Below are 13,064 nucleotides of genomic sequence, written 5' to 3'. Positions count from 1 at the left end.
GGCGGAAGGGGCCAGTAGCGCCGCTACACACAATGGATCAACTCACGATCTAAATGCCAAGCCAAGCCAAGCCAAGCTCCCCGACAATCCGTGAAGAACCAAAAAAAAGCCCCGGCATCGCTGCCGGGGCTTTCTTTTACAAGCTACAACTCAACTTACGCCTGAACCACCGGGATCTTGGCGTTGGCCGCCGCTTCACGGAACTCGGCGATCTGGTCGAAGCTCAGGTAGCGGTAGACGTCGGCAGCCATGCTGTCGATGTCCTTGGCGTACTGCATGTACTCTTCGACGGTCGGCAGCTTGCCGATGATCGAAGCGACAGCGGCCAGTTCGGCCGAGGCCAGGTAGACGTTGGTCGCGTCGCCCAGACGGTTCGGGAAGTTACGGGTCGAAGTGGAGACCACGGTCGAACCGGTCTGCACACGCGCCTGGTTACCCATGCACAGCGAGCAGCCTGGCATTTCCATGCGTGCACCGGCCTTGCCGTAGATGCCGTAGTAGCCTTCTTCGGTCAGTTGGTGGGCGTCCATCTTGGTTGGCGGAGCCAGCCACAGACGGGTCGGGATACCCCCTTTGACCTTGTCCAGCAGCTTGCCGGCAGCGCGGAAGTGACCGATGTTGGTCATGCACGAACCGATGAACACTTCATCGATCTTCTCACCCTGTACCGAGGACAGCAGGCGGGCGTCGTCCGGGTCGTTCGGCGCGCAGAGCACAGGCTCCTTGACGTCGGCCAGGTCGATTTCGATGATCTCGGCGTACTCGGCGTCCGGGTCGGCCGACAGCAGCTCAGGCTTGGCCAGCCAGGCTTCCATGGCCTGGGCGCGGCGCTCCAGGGTACGGGCATCGCCGTAGCCTTCACCGATCATCCAGCGCAGCAGGGTGATGTTGGACTGCAGGTACTCGGCGATGGCCTTCTCTGGCAGCTTGATGGTGCAACCGGCAGCGGAACGCTCGGCCGAGGCGTCGGACAGCTCGAACGCTTGCTCGACGGTCAGGTCGTTGAGGCCTTCGATCTCCAGGATGCGGCCGGAGAAGGCGTTCTTCTTGCCTTTCTTCTCGACGGTCAGCAGACCTTGCTGAATCGCGTAGTAAGGGATGGCATGGACCAGGTCACGCAGGGTGATGCCCGGTTGCAGCTTGCCCTTGAAACGAACCAGGATCGACTCCGGCATGTCCAGCGGCATGACGCCGGTGGCTGCGGCGAAGGCGACCAGGCCGGAACCGGCCGGGAACGAGATGCCGATCGGGAAACGGGTGTGCGAGTCGCCACCGGTACCGACGGTGTCAGGCATCAGCATGCGGTTCAGCCAGCTGTGGATGATGCCATCGCCTGGGCGCAGCGACACGCCGCCACGGGTGCGGATGAAGTCTGGCAGGGTGTGGTGGGTGGTGACGTCGATCGGCTTCGGATAGGCCGCGGTGTGGCAGAACGACTGCATGACCAGGTCGGCGGAGAAGCCCAGGCACGCCAGGTCTTTCAGCTCGTCGCGGGTCATCGGGCCAGTGGTGTCCTGGGAGCCGACGGTGGTCATCTTCGGTTCGCAGTAGGCACCTGGGCGCACGCCCTGGCCTTCTGGCAGACCGCAGGCGCGACCGACCATCTTCTGTGCCAGGGTGAAGCCCTTGCCGGAGTCGGCAGGTTGCTCTGGCTTCTTGAACAGGTCCGATGGGCCCTGGCCGAGTTCGGCACGGGCTTTTTCGGTCAGGCCACGGCCGACGATCAGCGGAATACGGCCGCCAGCGCGGACTTCGTCCAGCAGGACTTCGGTCTTCAGCTCGAAGTTGGTGACCAGCTCGTCGCTACCGTGACGGCGCACTTCACCTTTGTAGGGGTAGACGTCGATGACATCGCCCATGGCCAGGTTGGTGCAGTCGAATTCGATCGGCAGGGCACCGGCGTCTTCCATGGTGTTGTAGAAGATCGGGGCGATCTTGGTGCCGAAGCAGAAGCCGCCGGCGCGCTTGTTCGGTACGTATGGGATGTCGTCGCCGAAGAACCACAGCACCGAGTTGGTGGCGGATTTACGCGAGGAACCGGTACCGACCACGTCACCGACGTAGGCGACTGGGAAGCCTTTGGCCTTGACCGCTTCGATCTGGGCCAGCGGGCCGACCGAGCCAGGCTGCTGTGGCTCGATGCCGTCACGGGCCATTTTCAGCATGGCCAGGGCGTGCAGCGGGATGTCAGGGCGCGACCAGGCGTCCGGAGCGGGCGACAGGTCGTCGGTGTTGGTTTCGCCAGGCACCTTGAACACGGTCAGGGTGTATTTCTCGGCGATGGCCGGACGCGAGGTGAACCACTCGCCGGCAGCCCAGGAATCCAGTACGGCCTTGGCGTGGACGTTGCCAGCCTTGGCTTTTTCGGCCACATCGTGGAAGGCGTCGAACATCAGCAGGGTGTGCTTGAGCTGTTCGGCCGCGACGGCGCCCAGTTCGGCGTCATCCAGCAGCGCGACCAGCGTCTCGATGTTGTAGCCGCCCTGCATGGTACCCAGCAGTTCGGTGGCGTGCTTGCGATCGATCAGTGGGGAGGTGGCTTCGCCCTTGGCCACGGCGGAGAGGAAAGCGGCCTTGACGTAGGCGGCTTCGTCGACTCCTGGCGGAACGCGGTTGGTGATCAGGTCTACGAGGAAGGTTTCTTCGCCAGCTGGCGGGTTCTTCAGCAGCTCGACCAGGCCTGCAGTTTGTTCGGCGTTCAGCGGCTGGGGCACGATACCCAGAGCGGCACGCTCTTCGATGTGTTTGCGGTAGGCTTCAAGCACAGTTATTACCCTCATCAGTGGTCCCAAATAGGGTGTCCGGGACGCTCATCCAGCATTCAATGCACCCATGCGCGGGTCACGGCTTCTTGGGCCGCCCAGCCAGGGTCGCAGAGAATCCTTACAGAAGCTGCTTTCAAAGTTTTACGCCTGCAGAACGGGAGCTGATGAGGGCTGGCACGGGCATGCGAGGGGTGCATGGCCCGGGCCAACGCCGTTCTACCGGATGAACTGTGCTCGTGACGCTTTGAAAACAGCTTCCAACGGACATGGTTGCCTCGAAAAGGCCGGATGATTCTACGGCAAAAAATGTCCGAAGGTAAGGCGGCGATCGCGACTTTAACGGGTGACCCTGGTTAGACAAAGGGCTAACATGGGCTTGTGTTCTACCGCCAAGCCGTTGTTTTCCAATGTCCAACCAGTCAATCAAGACCCCTTGCGTCGGCCTCTGCTCGACGGTGTACGGCGACACGGTGTGCCGTGGCTGCAAGCGTTTCCACCATGAGGTGATCCAGTGGAACGGTTATGACGACGAGCAGAAACGCGCGGTCTGGCTGCGTCTGGAGCAACTGCTGGTGCAGGTGATGATGGCCAAGCTGGAAGTGTTCGACAAACACCTGCTGCGTCAGCAATTGCAGCAGCGCTCGATCCGTTTCGTCGAGCAGCAATCGGAGTATTGCTGGGCCTATCAGTTGATCGCCCGGGGGGCGCGGATGATCCGCGACCTCGAAGCCTATGGCATGGCCTTGCTCCCCGAATTCCGCGATTGGGAGCTGCCGCAGCTGCGCGATGCCATCGACCGCGAGTTCTTCCTGCTTTCCGAAGCGCACTACGAGCGCTACATCGCTCCCGCATTCCTGCGCGCCACGATGGAGTGACGCTTTTTCCGACGCCAGTGCCGATCAAGCGCCATTCCCAGGCCGGTGAAGGCCTGGGGCGGTGGATCAGTCGCCGGAATATTCGCAGCCGCTGGTGCAGGTTTCATGGATCCGTACTTTGCTCAGCTCAGGCAGCAGCGGCTTGACCTGATCCCAGATCCACTTGGCGATCACTTCGCTGGTAGGGTTTTCCAGGCCAGGGATGTCGTTAAGGTAGTTGTGATCCAGTTGCTCGTAGATCGGCTTGAACACCGCCTTGATTTCGGCGAAGTCGCGGATCCAGCCGGTGTGCGGGTCGAGCGGGCCGGTCAGGTGCAGGCCGACCTTGAACGAATGACCGTGCAGGCGGCCGCATTTGTGGCCGGCAGGGACATGGGGCAGGCGGTGGGCCGATTCGAAAGTGAATTCCTTGAAGATTTCCACGCTGTCATAACTCTGTGTGAATCGATGAATGCGCGCAGTCTACCAGCATGGCCGCTGCATGGCTTGCCGGCGTTGAGGCAGCCGCCCGATGGTGTCTGCCCGCCATGCGCGCCACGGCGCAAAGCTGCGCTATCATGCCGCCAGCGCTTTTCAGGTTGAATTAAGGACCGCTGGGTAATCTTAACCCCGTAGACAACTTGAACATCTCCCAAGGAGAAACACCGATGAAGACTTTGACTGCCCTGTTCACCGCCGCCGCTCTTGCCCTGGGTGCCAACGCCGCCTTCGCCAAAGATGTGCAGCCAGACGAAGTGGTAAAGCTGGTCAATGCCAATACCATCAAATCTCTGGACGAGCTCAAGGCCACTGCCGTGGCCAAGCACCCGGGCTCGACCGTCACCGATTCGGAGCTGGAAAACGAGTACGGTCGCTACATCTACAAGGTCGAACTGCGTGACGCGCAGAACGTCGAATGGGATGTGGATATGGATGCCAAGACTGGCGAAGTCCTCAAGGACGAACGAGACAGCTGATGATCCACTTCGCTCGGCCAGCGCGATACCTGGCGCTTTCGCTGCTGGCCGTCTGTTCTCTGGCGATGGCCCGCGATCTGGATCAGGACGAGGCGCTGAAGCTGCGCCAGCAAGGCATCATCCTGCCGCTGGAGCAGCTGCTGGAAACCGCCCTGGGGCGTCACCCCGGGGCACGCCTGCTGGAGGCCGAGCTGGAAGAGGACGACGACCGCTACGAGTACGAAGTCGAGCTGCTGACCCCGCAGGGGGTCGTGCGTGAAATCAAGCTCGATGCCAGTACCGGTACTTTGCTCAAAGACGAGGAAGACGACTGAACATGCGCCTGTTGCTTGTCGAGGACAATGTGCCGCTGGCCGATGAACTGACCGTCAGCCTGCAGCGCCAGGGTTATGCGGTGGATTGGCTGGCCGATGGCCGCGATGCGGTATTCCAGGGCCAGAGCGAGCCTTACGACCTGATCATCCTCGACCTCGGCCTGCCGGGGTTGCCGGGTTTGCAGGTGCTGGCCCAGTGGCGTGCCGGCGGTATGGCAACCCCGGTACTGATCCTCACTGCACGCGGCTCGTGGTCCGAGCGTATCGAGGGGCTCAAGGCGGGGGCGGACGACTATCTGAGCAAGCCGTTCCACCCCGAGGAGCTGCAGCTGCGTATCCAGGCCTTGCTGCGCCGTGCGCGCGGCCTGGCCAACCAGCCGACCTTGGAGGCTGCCGGTCTGCAGCTGGATGAAAGCCGCCAGTGCGTGTTGCGCGATGGCGTCGATATCCAGCTGACCGCCGCCGAGTTCCGTCTGTTGCGCTATTTCATGCTGCACCCGCAGCAGATCCTCTCCAAGAGTCACCTGGCCGAGCACCTGTACGACGGTGAAACCGAGCGCGACTCCAATGTCCTGGAAGTGCACGTTAACCACCTGCGCCGCAAGCTCGGCCGCAGCGTGATCGAAACGCGCCGCGGACAGGGTTACATCTACGCAGGGAGCGCTGGGTGAAGTCGATCCAGGCTCGCCTGAGCCTGGGCCTCGTCGCCGTGTTGTTGGTGGTGGGCGTGGGGCTCGCGCAGCTCACCCTGTGGCTGTTCGAGGCCGGTTTGCAGCGCTATCTGGAAAACGGCCTGCGCAAGGAGTCGGAGAATCTGCTGGTCGCCCTGGTGAATGGGCCCAATGGCTTGCAGTTGGACGAGCGACGCATCTCCGCAGCCTACCAACGGCCATTCTCCGGCTATTACTTCCGCATCGACTTCGACAAGCGCACCTGGCGATCCCGCTCGCTGTGGGACCTGGACATGCCAAAACCGGCGGCGCCCGGGCTTTCCGACAGCCATGAACTGGGTCCGGAAGGGCAGCAGTTGCTCGCCCTGCGCGCGGACTATCGGCGCCTGGGGCAGGACATATCCATCAGCGTGGCGCAGGACTACTCGCCGGTGCGCGAGGGTTTTCGGCGTCTGCAGCAGATCGGCCTGGGCATGGGCCTCGTGGCGCTGTTGCTGATCCTGGTGCTGCAGCGCATCACCGTCACCCGCTCGCTGCGCCCGCTGGAGCGTGCACGTCAGCAGATCGCCCAACTGCAGCAGGGCCAGCGTTCGCAACTCGACGCCCAAGTACCCATCGAACTGGCGCCGCTGGTCGACCAGATCAACCACCTGCTCAGTCATACCGAGGACAGCCTGCGCCGTTCGCGCAACGCCTTGGGCAACCTCGGCCATGCCCTGAAAACGCCGATGGCGGTGTTGCTCAGCCTGGCTTCCAGCGAGCGCCTGAAGGACCTGCCCGAGGTGCGTGCGCAGATGCGTGATCAGCTGGCGCAGATCGAACAGCGCCTGGCCCGGGAGTTGAACCGGGCGCGCCTGGCCGGCGATGCCTTGCCCGGCGCGCAGTTCGACTGCGATGTCGAGCTGCCGGGTTTGCTCGCCACCTTGGGGATGATCCATGGCGAAGGCCTGCTGATCGCTCGCGACGTCACGCCTGGTCTGCTCCTGCCCTGGGATCGCGAAGACCTGTTGGAGCTGCTCGGCAACCTGCTGGACAACGCCTGCAAGTGGGCCGACAGCGAGGTGCGCCTGGGCATCGCGCCGAGCGCCGATGGCTTCCAGGTGTGGGTCGACGACGATGGTCCGGGCATTCCGGCTGGGCAGCGCGAGCAGGTGCTGGAGCGAGGTTCGCGCCTGGATGAGCAGGTCGATGGGCATGGCCTTGGCCTGGGAATCGTGCGCGACATCGTCGAGGCCTGGGGTGGGCGTCTGGCCTTGCTGGAGAGCCCCATGGGCGGTTTGCGGGTGAGTATCGACTTGCCGCGCAAGAGTCGCTGACCTGCATAGGCGCCGAATACAGGCATAAAAAAAATTGCACTAAAGCGGCATTTTTTTGCATTAGTCACTACCGTACGCGCCCGGCACAATGACTTGGCGAAACCCTTCAGGTTTCCATCACCTCCACGGACGGAGCCTCTTGTGTCATTGCCACGGCAATGCAAGGCCCAGGCCGGCTCGGCTGGGCTTTCTTTTTAGAACAGAAAAACGACGTAGTACGAATATTCCAATGCCTGCCTCGCGTTTCGAAAGTCGTCTGCAGCGATTGTTGCCGGCGCCCCTCACGATCACCCCTAAACAATGGATACGTGCCGGTATCGGCGCATCGCTTGGGCTGTTCCTGGCCGGCTGGTTGACCAGCCTGGCTTACGGGCCCGCTATCGCTCTACACCTGCTGGGCCCGCTGGCGGCTTCGGCGGTGCTGGTGTTTGCCGTGCACTCCGGACCGCTGGCCCAGCCGTGGCCAGTACTCGGCAGCTATGGACTGGCCTGTCTGGTTGGGCTGGCCATGCGCGCGGGCTTCGGCCCAGGATTGTGGGTCGCCGCCGCAGCGCTGGGCGTCGCCATCCTGGTGATGTGCCTGTTGCGGTGCCTGCACCCGCCGGGGGGAGCCGTTGCGGTCGGAGCGGTGCTGGCCGATCCGGGGCTCACCGCGCTGGGCGATCACCTGGTCGAACCGGTGCTGCTCAACGCGTTCATCCTGGTCGCCGTGGCGGTGGTCTACAACCGGCTCACCGGCGTGCGTTATCCCAAGGGCGCCGCGCCGCGCAAGGATCTGCACCATACCCGCGATTCTTTGCCTAGCGAACGGGTGGGTGTCACCGCCGCTGACCTGGACTTTGCCCTCGAGGAGATCGGTGAGTTCGTCGATGTCACTCGCGACGAACTGGAGCGCATTATCCTGGCCACCGAGCAACATGCCCTGCAGCGCAGTCTGGGCGGTATCACGGCAGCCTTGGTAATGTCTCGCGACGTGCAGTTCGCCTCGCCCGACACCACCTTGGAACAGGCCTGGAAAATGCTCGACAGCCACCACCTGAAAACCCTGCCGGTGCTGCAGCAGGGCCAACTGGTCGGCATGGTCAGCCTCAGCGACCTGGTCGGGCCGGCCATGCGCCGGCGCCGCGGGCTGTTGCGGCGCAGCAAGGTGCGCATGGCCGAGGTGATGACCCGGCACGTGATCAGCGTCAGCAGTCAGCATCCGCTGGAGCGCCTGCTGCCGCTGCTGGGCGAGCAGGGACTGCATTGCCTGCCGGTGCTCGACGGCGATCAGCTGGTGGGGGTGATCACCCAGACCGATCTGATCGCCGGACTCAAGCGCCAACTGCTCCGTGTTTCCGAGCCAGCATCAGATCAACGGATCCCATCGCTGTGACCAGTCGCTGGTGCCAGCCGATACCAGTCGGCGCAGCACCGCGATTGCCTGCTGCAAGGCTTCGCTATCGCGCTCGCGCGGATAGACCAGGAACGTCGGATAGGTGAACTCCGGGGCCTGTGGCACCCGCTCGAACAGGCCGCTGTCCAGGTAGGCCTGGACCACTCGCGTGCGGAAGTAACCGCTGCCGCCCTGGTCGAGAATGAACTGCAGGGCCAGGGGGCCGAGGTTGAAGCTCAGTGCCGGGCGCGCGCACTCCGGCAGGGCGGCGTCGTGCTGACGGCGGAAGGCTTCGCCCCAGTCGATGTAGATATAGGGTTCGGGGCGGTCGACCCGGCGCACGCGGATCAGCTTCTCTTCCATCAACTGCTCCACCTGCAGGCCGGGGCCGTAGGTCGGCTGATAGACCAGCACAGCGTCGAGCAGGCCCATTTCCACCTTGCGCAACAACGACTCGCCATCGCTGACCTCGCTGCGGATGGCATGGCTGGGCAAGGCCTGGTGCAGGGCGCTGACCCAGTCGAGCATCATCGGATTGCCAAGGCTGACCTCACCCCCGATGTGCAGCAGTTGTTGGCAACCGGTAGGCAGCGGCAGATCGCGCCGGGCGGCCTCCCAGGTCTGCACCAGCTGGTTGGCATAGCTGACGAAGGCCTCGCCATCGCTGGTCAGGCTGGCACCGCTGCGGCTGCGCACGAACAGCTGGCAGCCCAGTTGTCGCTCCAGGCGCTGGACCCGCGCGGAGATCGCCGTCTGCGACACGAACAGGCGTTCGGCGGCGGCGACCAGGCTGCCGCAGCGCACGATTTCCAGAAAGGTTCGAGCCTGATCGATGTCCATGAGCTGCTCTGTGGCTGGGAGGGGCGGCTATTCTAGAACCTTTGCACTGTTATGGGGCATTTCGGCGTCCATGCAAATCTGCAGGTCGGTTGTGACTTTAGTCCCATGGCGGCGCTGGCGCTGGGGTCCATACTCAGGTTTCGCCCTTCAATAACAACAAGTACCGGGTTTTCGTCACCATGACCTATCAGCACAGCTACGCCCAATCCATCGCCGACCCTGCTGCCTTCTGGGCCGAACAAGCCGCCCGACTGGCCTGGTACCGCGCGCCCAGCCAGACCCTGCAAGCCAATCCCGACGGCACCCATCGTTGGTTCGCCGACGGCACCTTGAACAGTTGCTACCTGGCTCTGGACCATCAGATCGAACAGGGTCGCGGCGATCAGCTGGCGTTGGTCTACGACTCCCCTGTGACCGCCACGCAACGCACCTTCACCTACCGACAATTGCACGACGAGGTGGCGCGCCTGGCCGGGCTGCTGCGCAAGCTAGGGGTAGGCAAGGGCGATGGGGTGATCATCTACATGCCGATGGTGCCCGAGGCGGCCATGGCCATGCTCGCCTGCGCGCGGATCGGCGCTGTGCATTCGGTGGTGTTCGGCGGCTTTGCCGCCAACGAGCTGGCGTTGCGCATCGACGATGCCCGCCCGACCCTGTTGCTCACCGCCTCCTGCGGGTTGGAGTTCGACCGGGTGATCGAATACAAGCCGTTGGTCGACCGCGCCGTGCAACTGGCCCGTCACCAACCGCGTCATGTGTTGGTGCTGCAGCGGCCGCAGGTTGCCGCGACATTGCAGCCCGGTCGCGACCTGGACTGGCAGCAATCGCTGGCTGGCGTCGAGCCGGTGGAGCCGGTGGCGCTCGAGGCGGGCGATCCGCTGTATATCATGTACACCTCCGGCACCACCGGCAAACCCAAGGGCATCGTGCGTGAGAACGGCGGTAATGCGGTGGCGCTGCGCTACGCCATGCAGCACATCTATGGCATGCAGGCCGGCGATGTGTGGTGGGGCATTTCCGACGTAGGCTGGGTGGTCGGCCACTCGTTGATCGTCTATGGGCCGTTGATGAGCGGCTGCACCACGGTGTTCTACGAAGGCAAACCGATCCGCACGCCGGATGCGGGGGCCTATTGGCGGGTGGTCGAGCAGTACCGGGTCAATGCCCTGTTCTGTGCCCCAACCGCCATGCGCGCGATCCGCAAGGAAGACCCCGACGGCGAATTGCTGCAGCGCCACGACCTGAGCTCGTTGCGCCAATTGTTCCTGGCCGGCGAGAAGCTCGATTCCAGCACGCACGCGTGGCTGGAGCAGGTGAGTGGCAAGCCGGTGCACGACCACTGGTGGCAGACCGAAACCGGCTGGCCAGTGACCGCGCCCTGCGTAGGCCTGGCCGGCAGCGAGGCGCGTCCGGGGTCGAGCAATCGTGCGGTACCGGGTTATCACGTGCAGGTGCTGGACGACGAGGGTCATCTGCTCGGGCCCAATCACCAAGGTTCGATCGTGATCGCGCTGCCATTGCCACCGGGCTGCAGCCAGACCTTGTGGGGCGATCATGAGCGCTACCTGCAGGCCTATCTGCAGACCTATCCGGGGTACTACCACACCGGCGATGGGGGCTACCTGGACGATGAAGGTTTCGTCTACATCATGGGGCGCACCGATGACGTGATCAACGTGTCCGGGCATCGCTTGTCGACCGGTGAAATGGAAGACCTGGTGGCATGTCATCCGGCAGTGGCCGAGTGCGCGGTGATCGGTGTGCACGACGACATCAAGGGGCAGGTGCCGCTGGCCCTGGTGGTGCTCAAAGACGGCGAGGGGATTGCCGAATCGCAGTTGCGGGTGGAGTTGGTGGGCAGAGTACGCGAGGCAATCGGCGCGCTGGCCTGCTTCAATCGGGTCCGCGTGGTCAAGCGGCTGCCCAAGACGCGCTCGGGCAAGATCCTGCGCGCGGTGTTGCGCAAGATCGCCGACGGGCAGGCCTACACGCCGCCGTCGACTCTGGATGACCCAGCGGTACTGGGGGAAATCGAGGCGGTGCTGGCGGACTTGCCCAGGGTGGGGTGATTCGTATACCTCGCTGGTCCTTTCGCGGGTGAACCCGCTCCCACAGGAATCTCGCTGTATCTGTGGGAGCGAAGAGGCCGGATCAGGCGACGGGGCTTTCCGGCCCCACCTGATGCAACTGCCCCAACCGGCTGCGCGTGCGCATCAGGTCGGCAATCGCGCCCCCCAGGCTTTCTTCCAACGGACGCCGGCCGATCACGGTCAACTGACGGTCCTGGTCGTAGAGCACGTCCACCAGGTTGACGAAGCGTTGCTGCGCCGCCAACGAACACTCGGAAAGATCGTCCAAGCCATCGATGATCCATTGGTCGTACTGCCCGGCCAGTGCCAGGTAGTCGATCACCGCTGTAGGCTGCTCGCACAGGTCTGCGAAGGCGAACATCACCCGTCGGCCCTCGCACGCCAGGGCCCGCAGGCCGCGCTGGTTGATTTCGAGGATGACCGGCTGTGGGTTTGGCACCTGCAGCGCCTGGCGCTGCGCGGCGTCGCCCGGCCATGCATAGTGACCTTGGGTGAAGCGCTGATGCGCGCGGTTGGCCGGCAGGCTGCGAAAGTCGGTGTCACCGCCGACTTCCAGCACCTGCATGCGATCGTTGATCAGGCGGATCACCGGTAGGAAGCGCTCGTGGTACAGCGGATTGGGCAGCAGTCCCTCGGGTGCGTAGTTGGAGGTGACCAAGAGGAAGATGCCGCGGGCGAACAAGGCGTTGAACAGGCGCGTCAGCAGCATGGCATCGCCGATGTCGTGCACATGGAATTCGTCGAAGCACAACACCTGGCAATCGCCCAGCAGTTCGTTCAACGTGGTGGCCAAGGCATCGTCCAGGGCGCGGTGGCGGTGCATACCCTGGTGCAGGCGGGCGAAGAAATCATGGAAGTGCAGGCGGCGCTTGGCCTGGACCGGTACGGCCTGGAAGAAACCATCGAGCAACCAGCTCTTGCCCCGGCCCACGGCGCCATACAGGTACAGGCTGCGCGGCTGACCGTCGCCCAGGTGAGCCAGTTGTTCGGCCATGCAGTCGATCACCGTACGTTGGCCATCGCTGAGCTGGTAGCCGCGCTCGGTGGCCTTGGCCTCGAACCAGGCCAGCAGTTCACTGTGCGTGGATGAATGGGAGCGCGAGCGCTGGACCCGCTTGCGCAACGGGTTGGGAATCCAGGCGGACAAGACGTAGCCTCCTCGGGCGATGGCAGGGCAGCGCGCAGCTTGCCCGAGGATGCGCGTTTTGACCAATAGAAAAAATGCCCGGCGATGATCGCCAGAACAGATAGGTCAGGCCTTGCGCTCGAGTTGACGCTCGATCATGAACTTGATCGCGAGGCGGCGCTCCTTGAGGTGGCGCAAGTCCTCATCCACGAAATTGCCTGCGGAGATGGCTTCCGCTGCCAGCACCTGATTGTCGATATCCACGTATTCGTCCAACAGTCGGTCCAGGGTCGGATCATTCTGGCGACGTTGCTGGACGATCTCGCGAGGGTAGTGCAAATCTTGGTAGAGGTCGTGAGAGACAGGCATGGGGTTCCTCCTTGCATGCACAGGGTTATCTGATTGGAATGGGCGAACGCGATTGAGTTGAAGCATTACCGGGGAAAAACGACAGGTGGTTGCCCCCGATAGAGGTACAGACCACTAACTCGCTGTTTTATTGAATCTTTTTTTGCATCGGGGCTTCACAGATCGAATTAATGTTGTTAAAGTGCCGCGCATTCCACGACAGCAACCACACGCTGTCAGTCATGTGGAATTGTCAGAGCAGCTTTCGCTGCATCCGATACAGGGGCGTCGCCAAGCGGTAAGGCAGCAGGTTTTGATCCTGCCATGCGTTGGTTCGAATCCAGCCGCCCCTGCCATTTTCTCTATTCTGATTTTTTCTTCTCAGTGC

The 13,064-nt window shown here is 63.1% G+C and carries 12 protein-coding genes and 1 tRNA gene; 8 read left to right on the top strand and 5 right to left on the bottom strand.

Going from position 1 to position 13,064, the window contains the following annotated elements; all coding sequences use genetic code 11:
- Positions 1-155: 155 nt before the first annotated feature.
- On the bottom strand, positions 156-2,765 hold the full coding sequence (acnB, locus tag KY379_RS25680) for a bifunctional aconitate hydratase 2/2-methylisocitrate dehydratase (protein ID WP_133328912.1): 2,610 nt from the start codon (positions 2,763-2,765) through the stop codon (positions 156-158).
- 407 nt (positions 2,766-3,172) lie between these two features.
- Here acnB and KY379_RS25675 point away from each other — a divergent pair, with 407 nt between their 5' ends.
- Complete coding sequence (locus tag KY379_RS25675) at positions 3,173-3,640, top strand: DUF1289 domain-containing protein (protein WP_133328458.1); 468 nt, start codon at positions 3,173-3,175, stop codon at positions 3,638-3,640.
- Between the two features lie 66 nt (positions 3,641-3,706).
- Here KY379_RS25675 and queD read toward each other — a convergent pair whose 3' ends face one another.
- Positions 3,707-4,063 carry a 6-carboxytetrahydropterin synthase QueD gene (gene queD, locus KY379_RS25670; protein ID WP_133328456.1) on the bottom strand — a complete coding sequence of 119 codons (357 nt, stop codon included), beginning with the start codon at positions 4,061-4,063 and terminating at the stop codon, positions 3,707-3,709.
- Between the two features lie 224 nt (positions 4,064-4,287).
- On the opposite strand from queD, the gene KY379_RS25665 reads away from it, so the two are divergent.
- From KY379_RS25665 to KY379_RS25645, 5 genes are all read left to right on the top strand, one after another.
- Positions 4,288-4,596 (top strand): PepSY domain-containing protein, encoded by a 309-nt coding sequence (locus KY379_RS25665; protein WP_261242001.1) that lies wholly within the window; start codon positions 4,288-4,290, stop codon positions 4,594-4,596.
- Positions 4,596-4,910 (top strand): PepSY domain-containing protein, encoded by a 315-nt coding sequence (locus KY379_RS25660; protein WP_133328451.1) that lies wholly within the window; start codon positions 4,596-4,598, stop codon positions 4,908-4,910. Before KY379_RS25665 ends, KY379_RS25660 begins: the two co-directional genes overlap by 1 nt.
- Before the next feature lie 2 nt (positions 4,911-4,912).
- Positions 4,913-5,581, top strand: a complete 669-nt coding sequence (locus KY379_RS25655; RefSeq protein ID WP_133328449.1) for a response regulator transcription factor — start codon at positions 4,913-4,915, stop codon at positions 5,579-5,581.
- Positions 5,578-6,897 carry a sensor histidine kinase gene (locus KY379_RS25650; protein ID WP_261242002.1) on the top strand — a complete coding sequence of 440 codons (1,320 nt, stop codon included), beginning with the start codon at positions 5,578-5,580 and terminating at the stop codon, positions 6,895-6,897. The genes KY379_RS25655 and KY379_RS25650 overlap by 4 nt, the downstream gene beginning before the upstream one ends.
- Positions 6,898-7,126: 229 nt before the next feature.
- Positions 7,127-8,272 (top strand): HPP family protein, encoded by a 1,146-nt coding sequence (locus tag KY379_RS25645; RefSeq protein ID WP_261242003.1) that lies wholly within the window; start codon positions 7,127-7,129, stop codon positions 8,270-8,272.
- Here the strand turns inward: KY379_RS25645 and KY379_RS25640 are convergent.
- Positions 8,246-9,112: a LysR family transcriptional regulator gene (locus KY379_RS25640; protein WP_133328443.1), complete on the bottom strand. Its 867-nt coding sequence runs from the start codon at positions 9,110-9,112 to the stop codon at positions 8,246-8,248. The two genes, KY379_RS25645 and KY379_RS25640, sit on opposite strands and share 27 nt — an antisense overlap.
- A 179-nt stretch (positions 9,113-9,291) precedes the next feature.
- Between KY379_RS25640 and KY379_RS25635 the strand changes: the two genes are divergently transcribed.
- Complete coding sequence (locus tag KY379_RS25635; protein ID WP_261242005.1) at positions 9,292-11,181, top strand: propionyl-CoA synthetase; 1,890 nt, start codon at positions 9,292-9,294, stop codon at positions 11,179-11,181.
- An 82-nt stretch (positions 11,182-11,263) separates the two neighbouring features.
- Here the strand turns inward: KY379_RS25635 and zapE are convergent, their stop codons facing one another.
- A complete protein-coding gene (gene zapE, locus KY379_RS25630) occupies positions 11,264-12,349 on the bottom strand; it encodes a cell division protein ZapE (protein WP_261242011.1) in 1,086 nt (361 codons plus the stop codon).
- Between the two features lie 105 nt (positions 12,350-12,454).
- The gene (locus KY379_RS25625) at positions 12,455-12,697 is read right to left on the bottom strand and encodes a DUF465 domain-containing protein (RefSeq protein ID WP_133328437.1); all 243 of its coding nucleotides are present in this window, start codon (positions 12,695-12,697) and stop codon (positions 12,455-12,457) included.
- A 260-nt stretch (positions 12,698-12,957) separates the two neighbouring features.
- Between KY379_RS25625 and KY379_RS25620 the strand changes: the two genes are divergently transcribed.
- Positions 12,958-13,032, top strand: a tRNA-Gln gene (locus KY379_RS25620).
- The last annotated feature ends 32 nt before the right edge of the window (positions 13,033-13,064 follow it).

This window comes from Pseudomonas sp. HD6422 (genome assembly GCF_025377065.1).
Lineage (GTDB): Bacteria > Pseudomonadota > Gammaproteobacteria > Pseudomonadales > Pseudomonadaceae > Aquipseudomonas > Aquipseudomonas putida_U.
Note: the sequence above shows the minus strand (reverse complement) of the source record. Positions and strands in the feature narration are given on the sequence as shown.

Excerpts from the sequence above, each read along its gene's own strand:
- KY379_RS25675 (WP_133328458.1), top strand. The coding sequence starts at position 3,173 with ATGTCCAACCAGTCAATCAAGACCCCTTGCGTCGGCCTCTGCTCGACG.
- KY379_RS25665 (WP_261242001.1), top strand. The coding sequence starts at position 4,288 with ATGAAGACTTTGACTGCCCTGTTCACCGCCGCCGCTCTTGCCCTGGGT.
- KY379_RS25660 (WP_133328451.1), top strand. The coding sequence starts at position 4,596 with ATGATCCACTTCGCTCGGCCAGCGCGATACCTGGCGCTTTCGCTGCTG.
- KY379_RS25655 (WP_133328449.1), top strand. The coding sequence starts at position 4,913 with ATGCGCCTGTTGCTTGTCGAGGACAATGTGCCGCTGGCCGATGAACTG.
- KY379_RS25645 (WP_261242003.1), top strand. The coding sequence starts at position 7,127 with ATGCCTGCCTCGCGTTTCGAAAGTCGTCTGCAGCGATTGTTGCCGGCG.
- KY379_RS25640 (WP_133328443.1), bottom strand. The coding sequence starts at position 9,112 with ATGGACATCGATCAGGCTCGAACCTTTCTGGAAATCGTGCGCTGCGGC.
- KY379_RS25635 (WP_261242005.1), top strand. The coding sequence starts at position 9,292 with ATGACCTATCAGCACAGCTACGCCCAATCCATCGCCGACCCTGCTGCC.
- KY379_RS25625 (WP_133328437.1), bottom strand. The coding sequence starts at position 12,697 with ATGCCTGTCTCTCACGACCTCTACCAAGATTTGCACTACCCTCGCGAG.